Source organism: Mesorhizobium sp. Primo-A (assembly GCF_003997175.1).
Taxonomy (GTDB): Bacteria; Pseudomonadota; Alphaproteobacteria; order Rhizobiales; family Rhizobiaceae; genus Mesorhizobium; species Mesorhizobium ciceri.
Window position 1 is genome coordinate 14,940 of the sequence record NZ_RZTG01000012.1, and the last position, 17,433, is coordinate 32,372.

General features: G+C 62.8%; 15 protein-coding genes. 4 read left to right on the forward strand and 11 right to left on the reverse strand.

Annotation, left to right across the window (positions count from 1 at the left end):
- Positions 1 to 28: 28 nt before the first annotated feature.
- From EOC83_RS22030 to EOC83_RS22040, 3 genes are all read left to right on the forward strand, one after another.
- The gene (locus EOC83_RS22030) at positions 29 to 889 is read left to right on the forward strand and encodes a folate-binding protein YgfZ (protein WP_013532568.1); all 861 of its coding nucleotides are present in this window, start codon (positions 29 to 31) and stop codon (positions 887 to 889) included.
- Positions 889 to 1,524, forward strand: a complete 636-nt coding sequence (locus EOC83_RS22035; RefSeq protein WP_013532569.1) for an HD family hydrolase — start codon at positions 889 to 891, stop codon at positions 1,522 to 1,524. The genes EOC83_RS22030 and EOC83_RS22035 overlap by 1 nt, the downstream gene beginning before the upstream one ends.
- Positions 1,525 to 1,685: 161 nt before the next feature.
- Positions 1,686 to 3,827, forward strand: coding sequence for an EAL domain-containing protein (locus tag EOC83_RS22040; RefSeq protein WP_013532570.1), 2,142 nt, complete (start codon positions 1,686 to 1,688; stop codon positions 3,825 to 3,827).
- Between the two features lie 11 nt (positions 3,828 to 3,838).
- Here the strand turns inward: EOC83_RS22040 and EOC83_RS22045 are convergent, their stop codons facing one another.
- Entirely contained in the window at positions 3,839 to 4,729 is an 891-nt protein-coding gene (locus EOC83_RS22045) for a fatty acid desaturase family protein (RefSeq protein ID WP_013532571.1), read from the reverse strand.
- A 112-nt stretch (positions 4,730 to 4,841) separates the two neighbouring features.
- On the opposite strand from EOC83_RS22045, the gene EOC83_RS22050 reads away from it, so the two are divergent.
- Positions 4,842 to 5,753, forward strand: coding sequence for a LysR substrate-binding domain-containing protein (locus EOC83_RS22050; protein ID WP_013532572.1), 912 nt, complete (start codon positions 4,842 to 4,844; stop codon positions 5,751 to 5,753).
- Positions 5,754 to 5,771: 18 nt separating this feature from the next.
- Here the strand turns inward: EOC83_RS22050 and EOC83_RS22055 are convergent, their stop codons facing one another.
- The 10 genes from EOC83_RS22055 to EOC83_RS22100 form a co-directional block, all read right to left on the reverse strand.
- Positions 5,772 to 6,032, reverse strand: coding sequence for a DUF3303 family protein (locus EOC83_RS22055; protein ID WP_244514281.1), 261 nt, complete (start codon positions 6,030 to 6,032; stop codon positions 5,772 to 5,774).
- Between the two features lie 30 nt (positions 6,033 to 6,062).
- Positions 6,063 to 7,526, reverse strand: coding sequence for a RimK family alpha-L-glutamate ligase (locus EOC83_RS22060; RefSeq protein WP_013532574.1), 1,464 nt, complete (start codon positions 7,524 to 7,526; stop codon positions 6,063 to 6,065).
- On the reverse strand, positions 7,523 to 8,629 hold the full coding sequence (locus tag EOC83_RS22065) for a peptidase C39 family protein (protein WP_013532575.1): 1,107 nt from the start codon (positions 8,627 to 8,629) through the stop codon (positions 7,523 to 7,525). The genes EOC83_RS22060 and EOC83_RS22065 overlap by 4 nt, the downstream gene beginning before the upstream one ends.
- Positions 8,630 to 8,939: 310 nt before the next feature.
- The gene (locus EOC83_RS22070; RefSeq protein ID WP_013532576.1) at positions 8,940 to 9,728 is read right to left on the reverse strand and encodes an anti-sigma factor; all 789 of its coding nucleotides are present in this window, start codon (positions 9,726 to 9,728) and stop codon (positions 8,940 to 8,942) included.
- Complete coding sequence (locus EOC83_RS22075; RefSeq protein WP_013532577.1) at positions 9,725 to 10,243, reverse strand: RNA polymerase sigma factor; 519 nt, start codon at positions 10,241 to 10,243, stop codon at positions 9,725 to 9,727. Before EOC83_RS22075 ends, EOC83_RS22070 begins: the two co-directional genes overlap by 4 nt.
- A gap of 174 nt (positions 10,244 to 10,417) precedes the next feature.
- Positions 10,418 to 13,168, reverse strand: a complete 2,751-nt coding sequence (locus EOC83_RS22080; RefSeq protein WP_063167700.1) for a DUF2339 domain-containing protein — start codon at positions 13,166 to 13,168, stop codon at positions 10,418 to 10,420.
- Between the two features lie 83 nt (positions 13,169 to 13,251).
- Positions 13,252 to 13,770, reverse strand: a complete 519-nt coding sequence (locus EOC83_RS22085) for a PaaI family thioesterase (RefSeq protein WP_013532579.1) — start codon at positions 13,768 to 13,770, stop codon at positions 13,252 to 13,254.
- Complete coding sequence (gene recO / locus EOC83_RS22090) at positions 13,767 to 14,543, reverse strand: DNA repair protein RecO (protein WP_013532580.1); 777 nt, start codon at positions 14,541 to 14,543, stop codon at positions 13,767 to 13,769. Before recO ends, EOC83_RS22085 begins: the two co-directional genes overlap by 4 nt.
- A 132-nt stretch (positions 14,544 to 14,675) precedes the next feature.
- Positions 14,676 to 15,821, reverse strand: coding sequence for a porin (locus EOC83_RS22095; protein ID WP_013532581.1), 1,146 nt, complete (start codon positions 15,819 to 15,821; stop codon positions 14,676 to 14,678).
- Positions 15,822 to 16,515: 694 nt separating this feature from the next.
- On the reverse strand, positions 16,516 to 17,433 hold the full coding sequence (locus tag EOC83_RS22100; RefSeq protein ID WP_013532582.1) for an aminoglycoside phosphotransferase family protein: 918 nt from the start codon (positions 17,431 to 17,433) through the stop codon (positions 16,516 to 16,518).

Genomic DNA, 17,433 nt, shown 5'->3' on the forward strand with positions numbered 1-17,433 from the left:
TTTGCAAGATCAGGTTGCTTTTCCGCCCATGCCCTGTGCCCAGCTCAAAGACCGCGCCCTCATTTCCGTATCAGGTCCGGATGCCGAGCATTTTTTGCAGAACATCCTGACCACCGATCTCGACATCCTGGCTCCCGGCGAAGCCAAACCCGGTGCGCTGCTGACGCCGCAAGGCAAGATCCTGTTCGATTTCCTGATCTCCCGCACCGGCGAGAATGCATTCCGGCTCGAATGCCGTGCCGACATATCGGACGATTTCGTACGCCGGCTGACGCTCTACAAACTGCGCGCCAAGGTCGAGATTACCAAATCCGATCAGGCGTTTGTCACCGTCGCGTGGGGACATGAATCAACACCCTCACAATCTGATTCAACGGCGGCCGCCGACACACGCTTTCCGAAGGGTGCCGTCACGCGTTCCTATGGCGAAACGGATGAGCCCGGCGATCTTGCCGCGTGGCAAGCCTTCCGCATTGTCGGCGGCATTGCCGAAAGCGGCAGCGACTACCAACTCGGAGACGCCTTCCCCCACGATGTGCTGCTGGACGAAACCGGCGGCATCGGCTTCAAGAAGGGCTGCTATGTCGGCCAGGAGGTCGTCTCGCGCATGCAGCATCGCGGCACGGCCAGGCGGCGCGTGCTGATTGCATCGGCCGACAGGCCCCTGCCCGCGCCCGGCACCGAGCTGACCGTCGCAGGCAGGCCGGTTGGCACGCTCGGCTCGACCGTAGACACGACCGGTCTGGCCATTGCGCGCATCGACCGGGTCAAGGCGGCGCTCGATGCCGGCCAGCCGATCATGGCCGGGGACGTTCCGTTAACGCTGGCCATTCCCGGTTGGGCAAAATTCGCCTTCCCGCAGGAAGCCGTCAGCGCGGAGGAGGCCTGATGGCGGCCGACCGCGTCGGCGCGCCGGCACGCGCCTGGCAGCGCATGCTGTCGGGCCGCCGGCTCGATTTGCTCGACCCCTCGCCGCTCGACATCGAGATTTCGGACATTGCGCACGGGCTCGCCCGCGTTGCCCGCTGGAACGGCCAGACCAGCGGCGAGCATGCGTTTTCGGTCGCCCAGCACTCGCTGCTGGTCGAAGCGCTGTTCTGCGACCTGGTGCCCGAGGCTTCGGCCGACGCCCGGCTGGCGGCCCTGCTGCACGACGCCCCCGAATATGTCATCGGCGACATGATCTCGCCGTTCAAATCGGTGATGGGCGGCAGCTACAAGGATTGTGAGTTACGGCTGCAGCGCGCCATCCATCTGCGCTTCTCGCTGCCTCCGGAACCAAGTGCTGCGCTGCGCAAGGAGATCAAGCGCGCCGACCAGATCGCCGCCTATTTCGAGGCAACGCTGCTCGCCGGCTTTTCGACCGCCGAGGCGACCGAGTTCTTCGGCCGTCCGCGCGGCTTCAATGCCGACCGCTTCGATTTCACGCCACGTTCGGTGACCTGGGCGCAGAACGCGTTTCTGAAACGGTTTTCGGCGATCGAGACGTCGCGGCATCAGGTTTCGGCGACCGCAATCGGCTAAAGCGCGTCGCGCTGAAACGGATTCACGCGACGCGCTTTAGGTCTTTTTATGCATGTCATTCCCCCAAAACCGAGGTCACTTTTGGGCGACATGCATTAAAACGCTAAATTAACCAGCGGCGACCACAGTAGCTTGTTCGATCACGGTCCGCAGGCGCGCTCATGCCCGTCGCTGATGCCAAGGATGGTTCGGCCGTCCCGAAACGGGAGGCCGAAGGCATGGACCGCTCCCGCCACATGGAAGACGAACTGCGGGAGCAGAACCAACGCTTTTCGGCTGCGGTCGAGAACATGTCGCACGGCCTGTGCATGTTCGACGCCGACGAGCGGATGATCATCTGCAACGGCAACTACCTAAACATCTTTTGCCTCGACGCCAGGGTGATAAGGCCCGGCATCCGGTTCCTCGACATTCTGCGCCACAGCGTCGATATCGGCGTCGCCTCGCAAACCGCCGACGAACTCTACGCCATCCGCAAGCCCTATATCGATCAGGCAAAGCCCTCGACCTACGAAGAAACACTGTCGGACGGCCGCATCGTCAGCATCTCGCACCGCCCTCTGGCTCTGGGCGGCTGGGTTTCGATCTATGAAGACATCACCGAGCAGCGCCGCGCGCAAGAGGATCTCAAGGAGCAGCACCGCCGCTTCGACGCAGCGCTCGCCAACATGTCGCAAGGCTTGCTGATGTATGACGCCGACGGCAAGATGATCGTGCGAAACCGGCGTTTTCTGGAGCTCTACAAGGTCACCCCGGCGGATTTTCCGCTTGGAACGACGCACCGCGACGCGCTCGAACGGTTGCTGGAACTCGGCATCTATACGAAGATCGATGTCGACAGCGAAGTCGCCAAGACCGAAGCCTGTCTGGCGGCGGCAAAAATGCATTCGGCCTATCGGCATCTTACCGACGGCAGGACGGTTTTGGTCACACGTCGGCCGATGGATGGCGGCGGCTGGGTGGTGACCTTCGACGACGTCACCGAACGTCGCCGCACCGAAGAGCGCATGACCCATCTTGCGCATCACGACACGCTGACGGGATTGCCCAACCGCTCGATGTTTCGCGAACGGCTCGACCTTGCGCTGGAGGACACGGCGGCCACGCCGCTGGCGATCTTCTCGCTCGATCTCGATCGCTTCAAGGCAGTCAACGACACCTGGGGACATCCGGCCGGCGACTGGCTGCTGAAGACCGTGGCCGAGCGGCTGCAGCGCTGCCTGCATAATGAAAACGACGTCGTTGCCCGCTTCGGCGGCGACGAATTCGTCATCATCCAGTTCAATTTCAAGGGCATTGCCAATGCTGAAAAACTCGCGAAGCGCATCGTCGAGACAATCGGAAAACCGTTCCGCGACAAGAGCCGCGAGATGCATATCGGCATCAGCCTGGGCATCGCGGTTTTCCCCGACGACGGCGGAGACGCCGACACGCTGCTGAGGAACGCCGATACAGCGCTTTACCGGGCGAAGAGCGAAGGCCGCAATCTGTATCGCTTCTTCGAACCCGGAATGGACGCAATGGTACAGGCACGGCGTGCGTTGGAGGTCGACCTCGGGACCGCACTGTCGCGCCAGGAATTCGACCTCGATTTCCAACCCATCATGAACATCGCCTCCGGCGAGATCGTCGGCGCGGAAGCCTTGATGCGCTGGCATTCCCCAGAACGTGGCATGGTGGCGCCGGACAGCTTCATTCCGGTCGCCGAAGAAACCGGATTGATCGTGCCGCTTGGAGAATGGGCGCTGAGGAAAGCCTGCACGGCGGCGGCACGGTGGCCCGCCGGCCTGCGCGTCGCGGTCAATGTCTCGGCCGTGCAACTTAAAAGCGGCAGCTTCGCCCGCAGCGTCATCTCGGCGCTGGCTTTCTCCGGCGTGCCAGCCGGTCGGTTGGAACTGGAGATCACCGAAACCGTGCTGATGGACGAAAGCGAGGTGGTGCTAAGGACGCTGCGGCAGTTGCGCGAACTCGGCATCCGCATCGCGCTGGACGATTTCGGCACCGGCTATTCGTCGCTCGGCTACCTCAGGCGTTTTCCTGTCGACAAGATCAAGATCGACCGTTCGTTCATCCACGATTTGGGCAATCGCGACACCGCGGCGATCGTTCGCACCGTCATCGGGCTGGGTGCCGAGCTTGGCATCACTGTCACCGCCGAGGGGGTCGAGACCGAGGTGCAACTCGACATCCTGCGCAGCAATGGCTGCACCGAGGCGCAGGGCTTTCTGATCGGCGCGCCGTCACAGGCGGCCGAGATCCAGCGTCTGTTGAGATCCCGGGCGCCGCACAGCCAGACCGGCTAGGCCGGCCATCGTCAATGCAGCGTCTCGATGTACTTTTCGTGGAAGCTGACATAGCCGGGCTCGACCACCTTGAGATGCCGCTCGATCAGCGCATGAAACCGCGGCAGTTGATGAAACGGCACGCCGGGATAGGCATGATGCTCGGCATGGAACGGCATGTTCCACGCCAGCTTGCGGACCAGCCAGTTGGTCAATGTGGTCCTGGTGTTCTCCAGCATGTTGGCGACGAACGGACAACGACCGTGCTCGGCCAAGAGATAGAGGCGCAGAAACGGCTGCCCCAACAGAGCGGGCAAAATCCAGACATAGACAAGCACCGAGAGCCGGAAATAGACGGCAAGCAGAAGGAGCACGGCATAAAAGGCAATCATGGCGCGTGCCTCGATGCGCACCTTGTCATAGCCCTTTGGCGGAACGTAGCTTTCGCGACCACGATCCGCGGCGTTGGCATAAAGCGTCTTGATGTGGCCCCACCATAACGGGATGCCGGATATGTGGACGAGGTATTGCCGCCATGTCTCCGGCTTGGGGAACGCCAGTTCCGGGTCATTGTCGGGATCTTGCGTGTATCGATGGTGGGCAAAGTGGAAGTAGCGGAACCAGTCCGCCGGCAGTGCGATCGCCAGGCTGCACACCCGCGCCACGAGATCGTTCAGCCGCTGCGCCTCAAAGGCCGTGCGATGAACCGTCTCGTGCAGCAGCGTGAATAGGAACACGATGAGGAGACCTTGCGGCAGCATCAGCAGCGGCCAGAACGGCACTTTGGCGGCGATCAGCGATCCGAGGATCACGATCGCACCCCAATGAGCGGCAAGCTGAACGAGGCCCGCGGCATCAGACTTGGCGGTCAGCCGGTTGCGCTCCTCCTGCGTCAACGATGAAATTACGTCGCGATGATCCACGGGCTTCGATCCAGGCTGGGATTTGATAGAATCCACTGTAGCGCATGAAAAATCTTTCCAAAAATGACGATTTCTGCGATTTAGATAAGCTGAACTTATCTATCCGGTGATCATGGCCGTACTTCCCTCTCTCAAAGGACTTCAGGCTTTCGAGGCTGCCGCCCGTACAGGCAGCTTTGCGGGGGCGGCGGAAGAGCTTTCTGTATCGGCCGCCGCCGTCAGCCAGCTCATCCGCACCGTCGAGGAGCAGATGGACCGCAAGCTGTTCCATCGCGTCAACCGGCGCGCCGTCCTCACCGAGGCCGGCGTCGAGATGCTGCCCAGGCTGACCATGGCCTTCCAGGAGATCGGCAGCGTCGCGCGCCAACTGGGCGGCGATGCGTTCCGCCCGCGCCTCGTGGTGTCGGTGCCGCCATCCATGGCCATGGGTTGGCTTTCGCAGCGCCTCACTGGTTTTGTCTCCAGCCATGGCGCCGTCGACATATCGCTCAGAGGCGAGGATGACCCGGTGCCGTTCGACCGTGAGTTGATCGACATCAGGCTCACTTATGGCCCGCACTATCGCGAGCACCCGACCGAGGACATCGTCCAGGACGCAGTCTATCCCGTGTGTGCACCCGGGCTGGCGGACACGATCAAACCCGAAGGCCTCGCCAGCCTGCCGCTTATCCATACCGGCTGGGGACCGACCGGTGCGTCCTTTCCGTCCTGGCACAACTGGTTCGAGGCGGCCGGCATCGAACCCGGCCGGGCAGCGCAGCGCGGCCTCTCGGCCAACTCATCGCGCGCAGCACTCGACCTTGCCATTTCGGGATTGGGCGTGGCGCTGGCGCAAGGGATCTACTGTGCCGAGGCGCTGGAGGACGGCCGACTTGTCAGGCCCCTCGCCCAAATGGTCGAGCTGCGCCAGCCCTATTGCCTGACGATCCCGGCGCGCAGCGCCAGACGCGATGTCGTGGACGCATTTCGCCAGTGGCTGATCGACGAGTGCCGGCGCGCAGTCGGCTCGCCGGCACTGCGTTGACGCGACACGCGGCAATCGTCAGAGGTGCCCGCTCAATGCCTCAGCCATGTCCTTGTTTGTCGCCACGGGGATGATCTCGAATTCCACCAGATCCGCCCATTCGATGACCCAACGCTGCAGCAGCGTGACGTCATCGGCCTCCACCAGCAGGAAGCAGCGGCTCATGTCCGCCGCGATCCAGCTGTGGTGCACGAGCAGCTCGTCCGGTTTCAGGCGGCCGCGGTCGCGAAAGCGGCGATAGATCTCCTTGCGATCACAGCCGGTGAAATCCTCGATCACGATAAACTGCATGTTCTACCCCCGATCAAATTACCGCCCCGGCCGGTCCAACCGCTCCAGGAACCACTGCGTCAGCCGCACCCAGACCTCGTCCTTCTCACCGGAATCCTCCCAGCCATGATCGAGGTTGGGATTGTCATTCACCTCGATGACGAAGACGCCGTCCTTGGTCTCCTTGAGGTCGACGCCATAGAGCCCGTCGCCGATGCAGCGCGCCGCCTTCACTGCCGTCTCGACGACATGCGCCGGCGTTTCCTTCAGCGTGAAGGTCTTGATGCCGCCCTGGTCGGGCTTGCCGTTGGCCTTGTGGTTGACGATCTGCCAGTGCTTCTTGGCCATCAGATAGTGCACGGCAAACAGCGGCTGGCCGCCGAGCACGCCGACACGCCAATCATATTCGGTCGGAATGAATTTCTGCGCGATCAGAAGGTCGGAATCCTCCAGCCATTCGGTGGCGAGCGTCTTCAGTTCCTCGAAATTGGCGCATTTCTTGACGCCGCGCGAGAACGACGAATCCGGGATCTTCAGCACCAGCGGAAAGCCCAGCGTCTGCGCCGCCAGTTCGAGATCCGAGGTGCCGGCGATCATCACCGTCGGCGGCACCGGCACCTTGTTGTAGGCCATCAGCTCGTTGAGATAGACCTTGTTGGTGCAGCGGATCATCGACAGTGGATCGTCGATCACCGGCATGCCTTCCTGCTGGGCGCGGCGGGCGAAACGATAGGTGTGGTTGGAGATCGAGGTGGTCTCGCGGATGAACAGCGCGTCGTAATTGGCGAGCTTGGCCAGGTCCCGCTTGGTGATCGGCTCGATTTCGACGCCCATCTTCTCGGCGATCTTGGCCCAATAGCGCAGCGACGAGATCTCCGAGGGCGGCAATTCCTCATGCGGGTCGACCAGCGTGGCGAAGGTATAGCGCGCCGGCGTGCGGCCCTTGGTGTCGCGCCACTCCCGGTTGGTGTAGGTTTCCAGGCACTGTATGAAGCTTTTTTCCTCGTCCTCGGTCATCCGCGCCAGCGGATGGAAGCCGATCTTGCGGATCGAGGCCCATTCGGCGCTGTCCTTGATGTGGACTTCGAGCGCCGGTGCGCGGAACCAATCGAACAACAGCTTGGCGAAACGGTCCCAGATTTTTGACGGCCCGATGCCGAAGAAGATGCAGACCTTTTGCGGAAAGGCGCCACCAAGATCCTTGCGGCATTTGTTGAGCGCCAGTTCCAGTTCCGGCAGCGCGTGCTCATAGAGCTTGCGTTCCGACAGGTCGATCATCGTCTCGACGGTCGGGATCACCTTGTGGCCGCGCGAGCTTGCCAGCAGCGAGGCATAGTAGCCGCGGCTCTGGTAGGCGTAATTGTTCGACAGGTTGATGACCTTCGGCCGCTGGCCGCGAAACAATGACGGATGCGCGAGATAGTCGCGATTGGTGATGATCTTGTGCGGTGTCGCCACCTGGTCGAGATCGCTCTGCCTGCCGGTAAGGATGACCCAGGTCATTGTCTGTCACGCTTTCCCAGAGTGATGGCGGCCCGCAGTCCATCGCGACCGAACTGCGCCATGTTCATGAAGATGCCGTAAGGCACGGGAATGTTGGCTGCATCAAGGATGGTCTCCTGCCTTTCATCCTCGACCCAAGGGTCGTGGATCAGGATATGGTCGCCGTCATCGCCGATCGCCAGCACCCAGTGCGGCACCTTCTTGCCGAACATCAGGAAGCCGCTGATCAGCACCAGCACCAGCTTTCCCCCAGCGATCGCAGCGCGGATATCGTCGATTGTGAATGCACGGTAATTCACCGGGATGCCGTAAAGTTCCGCGCGTCGGCGAAAGTCGACCTGGGCCAGTTCCATTACCCTGCGCTTGTCCTCGCTGCGCACCGATTGCAGGAACAGCGCGCCATAGAAGGAGACGTAGATCTCCACCGCGAGCCCGCTCTCATAGCCCGAGACAGCGAGGCCGAACGGCTCGCAACCCCCGGGACCCGACATCATGAAGACGGTCGTCGCTTCACGCCACAGGCGGATTTCCATGACCGGATCCGGCACGAAGCCGCGATCGAAATTGGCCATCGCCATCATCAGGCAGCACGGACCGCAGGTGAATTCACAGGTCTGCGGGTAGAACGGCACCTTGGTGGCGATCGGAATGTCGCCACGCAAGGTTTTTTCGTAGCGAAGTGCCGTTTCGCCATCCTCATAGTAGCCGGGCTCACGCCCGATCTTGCGATAACCGGCCCGTTCGTAGATGCGGATCGCGCGGCTGTTGTCTTCGCGAACTTCGAGACGCAGCATCATGCGGTCGTGCTCGAAGGCGGCATCTTCGGCGGATCCGAGCAGGATGCGGCCGACACCCAGCCCGCCGAAAAACGGACTGGTCGCAATCGAGTAGAGGCGCGCCACGCCGCTGCCTTTGCGAAACAGCACGATCGCATAACCGGCCACGCGGCCGTCGACTTCGGCGACCAGCGTCTCGGCGGTTTCACGCTCGATGAACAGTCGGAAGGAGCGGCGGGAAATACGGTCGCTTGAGAAAACAGCTTTCTCGATGGCGGCGAGATCATCGACGTCAGACGCGCGGGCCGTGCGGATCTCGGCAGGCATGCGGCTTCAGAAAACCTCGATTGGTGGTGGAAATGGCCCTACTCGAACACGTCCTTGACGCCAACCAGGGCGTTGGGAAAACCGGCGTCCACCTGGGCGCACGAAGTCCGCTCCACCACCTTGAATCTTCGCCTCGTTTTTCCAAAAACCGTTTCCGATTTTCGGGGCGATGCGACGGCATTCATCAAGCGCTATCGCACCTCGATTAGGGCCGAATTGTGACAAATCCGACGCCGATCCGACGGGCGCAAAAGGTCCTTCGGCCAGATCGGCATTCGCGGATCGACGGCACCGGCAAAAGCGGTGCCGTTCAGCTTGCCAGCCCGTTTACAAGTTGCGTGTAGGCGTTCCTGGCGACCTCGTTCAGCCGCTCGCGCGGCAAGGAGCCGACGACGGCGCAGCCATAGCCCTTGTCCAGCCAGTAGACGGCCTCGGGTCCGTCTTGCGTGGCGGCGTAGGTGCCCTTGGCATTCTCCGTCGATGCCGTGGTGACGAACAGCGATATACGCTGCCCATTGCCGTCCTCGTAAAGCAGCATGGCGGCCTTGCTCTCGCCTGCCGGAAGCAACCGGCCGCCGACCAACTGGAAACCGTTCGCGGTCAAGTCGGGTGCCACCAGCTTCAACCCTACCCGGTTGGACAGCCAGGTCTGCAGATGGTCCTTGTCGCTGGCCGGAACCTCGACGGCATGCCGCTTTTCGGCGGCATAGATGACATGGGCCGCGATTGCCTGCTCGGCCAGCCGATCTTCCGCCGGGTCCTCCTGGCCGATGCCGTCGACGCCGGCAAGGTAGCCACCAAGCCCGCCGGCGGCGACCAGCAACACGGCAGCGGCAAGCCACCAGCGCGAGCGTGGCACAGCTGCCTTGACCGGCGCCTCGCCAAGCACGACCTTGCGCAACCGCGCAGGCACGGCTTCGTCCAGCACCCCGGCGAAGGCGGCACGCAGCGCCGCCCGGTCGGCGGTGAAACGGGCGCTCCTGGCTTTCATCTCGGGATTGGCGTCGAGCCAGGCGTCGTAAGCGGCGCGCTCGTCTGCAGGCAGCTCGCCATCGAGCGCCATGTGGATGTCCCGTTCGGAAAAGTCGCGGCGGATCATTTCTCGACGATCCTTATCGCGCGGCGACGCGCCGTATCGTCCAGCAAACCACGCAATTCCTCACGCCCGCGCGCAATGCGCGACATCAGCGTGCCAGCGGGGACGCCCAGAATGTTGGCGGCTTCGGCATAGGAAAAACCTTCGATGGCAACCATGACAAGAGCTGCGCGTCGATCGGGGCTGATCGCCTGCAACGCGTCGATGATCTCGCGCGAGGCGATACTCTCCACCTGCTCTGCCGGCTGGGCAACGGCCTCGCCCGCCTCCAGCGGCAACATCGCCGCCTCGCCGCGGCGGTTCACCTTGCGCATCTGGTCGATGAACAAATGATGCATGATCGTAAACAGCCACCTCCGGGGGCTTTCTCCTGTCTGCCAGTTGTCGAGCCGCACAAGCGCCCGCTCGAGGCAATCCTGGACAAGGTCGTCGGCAGCGTCGCGGTCGCGCAAAAGCGAGCGTGCGTAACGGCGCAGGCGCGGTATTTCGCCAAGGATTGCTGCCTTCTTTTCGTCCATGACCGCTGGTTTCGAGGTCGCCCTTGTTGATCTGGATTGAACGCGCCTTCCGGGCGCGGCGCAAGCGGCCAGCGCGAAGCGGTCTCCCGCCCCGGTCACCCAAGCAATGAGATAACGCTGGCGAGTGCCGATTTATTCCCGGTCGGGGTGAAATCTTATTGTTCTTGCTTGCCTTTATCCGTTTTCCCTCGCCGCCCGTGTCAAAAGCCGCTGATAGAACAGGCCGATACCGATCAGAACCGCGCCGAGGCCGATGAAGGATAGCGCCCGGAGTACGCCTTCCAACTCCGACATGTCGAATATGAAGACCTTCAGCACGGCGATCGCGATCAGCGCGGCCGAAGCGATGCGCAGCACCTGCGATTTCAGCCAGACGCCAGCTGAGAGCAGCGCAACGCCAATCACCAGCCAGAGCGCCGAATAGGTGTAGGTTTCCAACTGGCCGAGGCCGCTCCACAGGCCGATGAATTCGCCCTTGAACAGGCGCCTCACCGACAGCGTGGCATAGGCGAAGGCAAGCGCGGCAGACACCACGGCCAGCATCTGCGCATACCATTTTGGCCGCTTGTCCCTGGCGTAGAGCGCCAGTCCCCCGGCGGCGACCGCCGGCAGGAGATAGGCGAGGAACAACAGGTTGAACACCGGGATACGGCCGGTCGATTCGTCGGTAAGCAAAGGATTCAGCACCACGAAATGCCTGACAACGATGAAAGCGACCGAGGCCACACCGGCGGCCATCGAACCATAGCGCAGCACCGAGCTTGGCGAGCGCATGTCGATGGCGACCAGGATGGCGCCGGCGCCGATGGCGATCAGGGTGTAGATCGACTGTTCGGCGAGCGTCATGGCACCCGTGTCGATGACGCCGCCATGCATGGCGTGGCGCACCAGCATGGCGAGCGTGAGCAGCGCAAACAGCGCCGCCGCCGCTTCCATGGCAAGGCGCGGTCGGCCGTTGGTGGTGCGCGCTAGCTGCCACGCGGCGAAGCCGAAGGCCAGTGCGGGCACGCCGTAGCCCGGCAGCAGCCAGTTGAACACCGGCGTCGTCGACAGGAAGCCGGCGCCGACAATGGTCGGGTCGAAGGCGACACGGCCAAGCACCGCGATCACCGCGCCGACCGAAATCCAGCCGAGCACCGGATAGGAGCGCCAGCGCGTGGCCAGCGCCGGCACGATGGCCGCCGCACCGAGCAGGATGGTGGTCCAGCCGGAATCGAAAGCCATATGCATGAGCAGGAGCCCGGCGATGGCCGCGCCGCCCAGGGCAAACGAGACCGCGACACCGCCCTTGAGCGGCGGCTCCTCGGCCCGCGCGATCCACTCGCCGCCGGCGGCGAAAATGACGACCAACAGTGCCGCTGCGGCGGCGTAGACAGGGTCACGGTCGAGATTGCCGAAAGTGAACCAGAGCGCCAGCAGGACGACCAGCGGGACGATGACGCCCCACGCCGCCCATGAGGCCGCACGTATCTGTGTCCCAGCGGCGAACCGGCGCGCGGCCCAGAAGCCGGCGCCGATGAAGACCAGGCCGAGTGCGATGCCGATGCGCAAGGTCAGCGCGTTGGACGTGGCCACCGGCAGTCCGTCGACGCCCAGGGCGCCGCCCGAAAAATCGGAAGCGATCGAGGTTGGCGGGATAATGCCGAGATAGATCAGCACCGTGACCAGTCCCGCGGCATAGAGGAGCGGCAGCGCCAGCGGACGATAAAGCGTGACCGCCACCATCGCGGCGATCACCACCGCGCCCGGCAAGGCATAGCCGGCGGCAGCAAAGGCCGGGTCTACCGACAGGCCCAGTGCCGAGAATGCGACGAACAGGCCAGGCACGATGGACGGCCAGTCGAAAGCCCTGTCTGGCGTGGTTTCGTCGCCACGGCGAGCGAGCCAGACAAGGGCGAGCACGGCCAGCGTGACGGCGTCGATGAGCAGGATCGCAGAGAGGTTCGCCCCCGGCGCATCGGTCATATAGAGAATGGTCCAGACACCGGTGCCGAAAAAGGCAGCCGCCATCAGCAACTTCCAGTCGCGCATGCGGGCGATGACGCCGGTGGCGGCAAGCACGATGGCGAGATAGCCGAACAGCGCCCAGGGATTGGGTGCCTGCGAGGCGACGAGCACCGGCGTCACCATGGCGCCGACAAGGCCGACGCCGGCCAGCGCCTGGCCGTGGACGAGCGCAGCGGCAATGGTTGCCACACCGATGGCCCCAAGCAGCGTGAAGGCGAGCGCCGGCCCGATGAAACCGTAAATGCCATGCGCGGCGTAGACGGTGCCGAACAGGATGAAGGCACCGGCCGCTGTCAAGATCGCCGGAATATAGGCGCCCGCGGCGCCTTGTACGGGCATCTTGAAGCCGGTGCGGCGGACGAACTCGCCGCCCACGACCAGCACAAGGCCGAGCGCGCCGGCCATGGTCAGCCGTACGCCGGGGCCGAAAATGCCGGCTTCGATGGTGTAGCGGATCAGGAACAGACCGCCCAGCGCCAGGGCGATGCCGCCGACCCAGACCGCCCAGCGGGTGCCGAGCGCGGTTTCGACATCGGATTGGCGGGCGGCTTTCGTCGCTCCGGGAAGCTCCGCGGGTTCCACCGCCTTCGGCGCCGGTTCTGGAGCGGTCCACGGCCCGGACACGATCTCGCCGGTCGAGTCTTCCGTTTCCGTGGGTGGCGCCGGTGCGGCGACCGGCTCGCTTGTCGCTGGAGAGGGAATGTCGGCCGCTGCCGCAACGGCTGGAATCACATCGGCGGGCACGTTGTCGGCCACCGTCTGTTCGGACGGCTTGGCCGCAGGCGGCACGGCTCCCGAGAGCACAAGGCTGCGCAGCGCGCCAAGCTCGCGCTCGACAAGGCCGATGCGGCTCTGCTGGCGCGAAATGATGACGAACAAGGCGATGATGGCGACAAGGCCGATCAGGCTCTCAAACATGGCGGTTCCCCCAAACCAGGCCAGTTTTCACTGACGTTTCGTCTCACTGACATGCAAATGCGGCGGCCAAACGGCCAGAAAACTCAGCGCGCCGCCAGATTGGCGGCCGGAAAGATCGAGCATGTTTCGGTGCCGAAAGCCAGCAGCTTGCCGCCGCCATCCTTCAGCGTCGCTTCCGACACCGCCAACGTGCGGCCCTTGTGAACAACCCTGCCCTCGCAGACCACTTCGCCGGTCTTCGGCGTGATGGGACGCGTCAAATTCACCTTGAACTCCGCCGTCGTATAGGCCTCGCCCTTTTCGAGCAGCGTCTGCACGGCACAGGCCAGTGCCGAATCGAGCAGCGTCGCCGCCCAGCCGCCATGCACGCTGCCCAGCGGGTTGAGATGGCGCTCGCTCGGCATGCCACGAAAGACAGCGCGCCCTTCCGAGACTTCGGTGAGAGTGAAATTCAGCTGGAAGGAAATCGGCGGCGCCGGATACTTGCCGTCGACGATGCGCTGCAGCAATTCCAAACCGGTGTATTTCAGGATGTCGGCGTGCGGAATGGTGCCGAGGCCGAGCGGTGAGACCCGGCCAGGATAAAGTTCGACTTCGCTCATGTGAGGATTTCTCTGGCTGCGTCCTCGCCAGCTATGGCCTTGCCGCGTGCGTGATGTTTGCGCAAGGCGGCGAGGAAGCCGGTACGAGCGTCCGGCGGCTCGATGCCGCGCGGCTCATAGACGTGGCGGTTGAAGAAGAAGCCGGTGAGCCGGAAGGCGTCGTCGACATCAGCCGCATCCGCGCGCAGGCCGGAGCCGCGCTGCAGGAAGGCCGGCAGAGCCAGCATCCTGTCGCGCCATGGCAAACCGGCTTCGCGCGATACCGCGCGTCCCGACTTCGGCGAAACATAGGCCAGGTCCTGTCGCGTGCCGGTGGCGGCGCATTGGCTGAGATCGAGGCCGAAGCCGAGTTCGTCCAGCACCAGAAGCTCGAAGCGCGCCACCAGTTCTCCGGCAACGTCGGCGTCGTCGAGATGGACGATCATCACGGCAAGCGTTTCGTAGAGACCTTCATGCGCGTCGCGCTCGGGCAGCAGGCGCAGATGCGCGGCCATGGTCTGCAAGCCGTAGACGGCGACGGCGCTGTCCATCAACCGGGCAGCATTCATCTCGATCGCTTCGGCCTGGAACGTGCCGAGATGTTCATCAAGGCGCGCACGCCACAACAGGTCGACGCGATTGCCGGGCTGGAGGACGGGCTGCTGTTTGCGCGAACGGCCGCCGCGAACAAGGCCGAGATGACGGCCATGCGCTCGCGTCAGCACCTCGAGAATGGCGCTGGTTTCGCCATGCTTGCGGGTGCCGAGAATGATTCCCTCGTCGCGCCATTCCATTTCAGGAGCTTTTCACCGATCGGGTGGCGAAATCAAGGTATGGGCTTGGCTCCTGGGTAACTCTCACACCAATGCATAAAAAACCGCCCGCAGCGATGTGCTGCGGGCGGGCTGGTGAGGTCAGTCGATCTGCTAGAAATTGCGCTGGAAGCGGACGATGCCGCCGACGCTGCTCTTCTTGTCGGCCTTGGTCCAGTTGTTGAAGTCGAAGTCGTCGAATTTTCCTGCATTGAGGTAATCGACTTCAGTCGTGACCGTAAAGCCGGGCACAATGGTATAGGCAACGTTGGCAGCGACGCCGAGGTTCTTCCAGTCGTCATAGGAAATCTGGGCGTTGAACGAGGTCTTCTCGTTGAACTTGTAGGTGCCGCCACCCCAGACTGCCCAGTTACCGCCCCACGGCTTGTATTGGGTACGGCCTGTGCCGAAGTCGTTGATGTTGTCGTTGGTGCCGTAGCCGCCCATGACGAACAGCGTCAGTTCCTTGCTGACGTTGACGTCCAAACGGACCTTGCCGGCCACTTCCTCATAGTTGCTGTCATAGGCCACGACGCCAGTGATCGCACCCCAGTCGCCCTTGTACTTCAAGCCGCCGACGACATGCGGAACATAGCTGTCGATGGTGTTGACGGCGGTGCCTTCCTCAAGCGAGACCACGCCCGTGAAGCCGCTGCCAGCGTCGAAGTAATAGCTGATGAGATTGGTATCCTTGACACCATACGGGATGAGCGTGTCCTGGATGACATTGCCGGCATAACCGATGAACTGGTCGTATACCGTTTCATCCTTACCGACGCGCAGGCCACCGAGCTGGATCCAGGCGAAATTGAGGGTGGTGGTCTTGTTGCCGGCCTGCCAGCCGTTGTTGGCCGGGGTCTGGTCGGTATAGTCGCCGGAGGAGTTGCCGAACTGGAAGCGAGTTTCGGTGAAGGTTTTCAGCGTGCCGAGCTCGGTTTCCTGGCCGGTATAAGTCCTCAGCGTGAAACGCATGTTCTTATACCAGGTGTCGTTCGTTCCGCCGTCCATGTGATCGGGAACGTTGTTGGCGCCATCGAGCGAGCCGGAATCGCCGACGCCCATGTCGTAGCGGAGGTAGCCGCCGATGCGCAGGCAGGTCTCGGTGCCCGGAATATAGAAGTAGCCGGCGCCGTAGACGTCGCAAATCTTGACGTATTCGGCCGGTTCCGGTTCGGCGACGACGACAGCGTCGGCGGCGCGTGCGCCGCTGACCGCGATCAGGGCCGCGGCTGAGCCGAGAAGGAGGCTCTTGATGTTCATTTTCTGACCTCTCCAGTCATAGTTTTAAATGGCTTCGGATTTGTGGCTGGCGGCAATGTTTTCCCGCCTCACCCCCACAACGAAAAAGGCTCACACCGCTCGCCCTTTTCAGCGGCGAACATACCCATCGATCATCTGCCTTCAATGACGATTTCCGAAATAATGCCAATTCCGCGAACAGATTAATGCTGTGTTGCACAAATAACACTTGCCGCGATGGCGAATGGCACAAGTGGCACAACGTCACACATTGAATATATATACGGATACTTTCGCGACTAAATATAACTACGACGTTTTATATTTCTAAAAGACCGCACAATGTGGAATATCTACCTGGTTTTCGCCGACATCGACCTGAATCTTGCCGACCCCTCTATCGCCAGGTGACGCCCATTCGCCAATCCCACTCTGATGCCGAGGCGAAAAGCGGGATGACGCTTCCAAGCCTGTCTGCTTCTTCCAAGACGATCGAAACCCTGGAGCGCTGTGGTGTCCCCGATTGTGACAGCAGCCAAACGTTCAAAACGATTCCTCCGTGACGCCTCTCAGTCGACCTTGGCGACACGGGCGACGTGGTCGTCCGCCTCGATCAGGCGGATCGGCACTCCCGGGAAGCATGGCGTCGGTCGGAATGTCCCTGGTCGCGCCATGCGACGGCGGATGTTTGGCGACGGGACTGGGTTTTGGTTGGCTAGAGTGGCTTATCGTTCGGCGCTTCACGCTCGCGCGCGCGGTCGGCAAGGACTTCATCGATTACGTGACAGGATTTCTCAACCTCAACAGGGTTGGCGTCGATCTGTCCAGCGACCGTGATCAGCGCCTTCCAAAGCGTCCAGCCACGACCGCGCGCCCACATCGCCTCGTCGGCCGGAAGCCCGGCACGAAACGCCTCCCGGTTTTTGCCTTCAAACAGCGTCCACGCAATCGCCAGATCGCAGGCGGGATCGCCGACGCCGGAGGTTCCGAAGTCGATCACCGCGCTCAATCGGCCTTGCCTGACCAACAGGTTTCCCCAGCTGACGTCACCGTGGAACCAGACCGGCGCACCGTGCCATTGTGCGGCAAGTGCTGCCTCCCACACCGCACTGGCTGCGGCCGTGTCGATCTTGCCGTCGAGGGCGGCAATCGCTTGCCGGGCCTCGCCATCGTAGACGCTGAGTGCTCCGCCGCGAAAGAAATTGTGCTGTCCCGGCGCCGGTCCACCGGTGGCATCGATACGCTGAAGGGCGACCAGGAACGCGGCCAGGTCGGTCGCAAATTGCGGCAGGGTGGCAATCCGCTCGCGCTCTGCCGTCTCGCCTTCGATCCAGCGGTAGACGGACCAGTGCCAGGGATAGCTTTCGGCCGGAACTCCCATCGCCAGCGGCACCGGGATCGGCAGCGGCAGCAGAGGTGCGAGCCTCGGCAGCCAGCGATGCTCCTTTTCCACCTGCAGGGAATAGGCCGCGGCGCTTGGCAGTCGCACGGTCATCTCGCCGCCCAGATGAAAGGTCCTGTTGTCCCATCCGCCTGATGCAACCGGCCTGACCGGAAGATCCTTCCACTTGGGAAATTGCGTGGCGATCAATCGGCTGACAAGCGTTATGTCGATGTTCGGCTTGCTGACCAT

Bases quoted from the DNA above. Each gene is read 5' to 3' on its own strand.
- EOC83_RS22060 (WP_013532574.1), bottom strand. From the start codon at position 7,526: ATGACCTGGGTCATCCTTACCGGCAGGCAGAGCGATCTCGACCAGGTG.
- EOC83_RS22030 (WP_013532568.1), top strand. From the start codon at position 29: ATGCCCTGTGCCCAGCTCAAAGACCGCGCCCTCATTTCCGTATCAGGT.
- EOC83_RS22065 (WP_013532575.1), bottom strand. From the start codon at position 8,629: ATGCCTGCCGAGATCCGCACGGCCCGCGCGTCTGACGTCGATGATCTC.
- EOC83_RS22050 (WP_013532572.1), top strand. From the start codon at position 4,842: ATGGCCGTACTTCCCTCTCTCAAAGGACTTCAGGCTTTCGAGGCTGCC.
- EOC83_RS22075 (WP_013532577.1), bottom strand. From the start codon at position 10,243: ATGGACGAAAAGAAGGCAGCAATCCTTGGCGAAATACCGCGCCTGCGC.
- EOC83_RS22085 (WP_013532579.1), bottom strand. From the start codon at position 13,770: ATGAGCGAAGTCGAACTTTATCCTGGCCGGGTCTCACCGCTCGGCCTC.
- EOC83_RS22070 (WP_013532576.1), bottom strand. From the start codon at position 9,728: ATGATCCGCCGCGACTTTTCCGAACGGGACATCCACATGGCGCTCGAT.
- EOC83_RS22040 (WP_013532570.1), top strand. From the start codon at position 1,686: ATGCCCGTCGCTGATGCCAAGGATGGTTCGGCCGTCCCGAAACGGGAG.
- EOC83_RS22095 (WP_013532581.1), bottom strand. From the start codon at position 15,821: ATGAACATCAAGAGCCTCCTTCTCGGCTCAGCCGCGGCCCTGATCGCG.
- EOC83_RS22100 (WP_013532582.1), bottom strand. From the start codon at position 17,433: ATGGTCAGCAAGCCGAACATCGACATAACGCTTGTCAGCCGATTGATC.
- EOC83_RS22080 (WP_063167700.1), bottom strand. From the start codon at position 13,168: ATGTTTGAGAGCCTGATCGGCCTTGTCGCCATCATCGCCTTGTTCGTC.
- recO (WP_013532580.1), bottom strand. From the start codon at position 14,543: ATGGAATGGCGCGACGAGGGAATCATTCTCGGCACCCGCAAGCATGGC.
- EOC83_RS22035 (WP_013532569.1), top strand. From the start codon at position 889: ATGGCGGCCGACCGCGTCGGCGCGCCGGCACGCGCCTGGCAGCGCATG.